Below are 282 nucleotides of genomic sequence, written 5' to 3'. Positions count from 1 at the left end.
TCGGTTTTGCGGAGGTAACAACTTATTTAAAACGGCCGCTTTACGTTCTTCGGAATAACGTGGCATGAATGCTCCCATGCCGCCCCGACTAGTGAAATTCAGGCTAAATCGCCAACTGGACAACTAGGCTGACAGAGGGGGCAAGCCGCGATAGCGAACTTTGCTATAGCCAAAGACCTGCTTGATGTACCGGAATGGGTGTTCCACTTTGGCCCGGGCGCTGGCTTTGAGCTTCTCGGCCTTTAGCTTTCGGTCGTCCAGTTTTTTACGAGAACCGGGGCG

At 52.8% G+C, this 282-nt stretch carries 1 pseudogene; it reads right to left on the bottom strand.

The annotated features are described in order from the left end of the window. Positions 1–141 precede the first annotated feature (141 nt). A pseudogene (locus tag H3Z84_RS07010) lies at positions 142–282 on the bottom strand (transposase); the annotation flags it as partial.

This window comes from Marinobacter sp. bablab_jr003, assembly GCF_016464245.1.
Classification (GTDB): Bacteria; Pseudomonadota; Gammaproteobacteria; order Pseudomonadales; family Oleiphilaceae; genus Marinobacter; species Marinobacter vinifirmus.
This window is presented reverse-complemented; position numbering and strand designations above follow the sequence as displayed.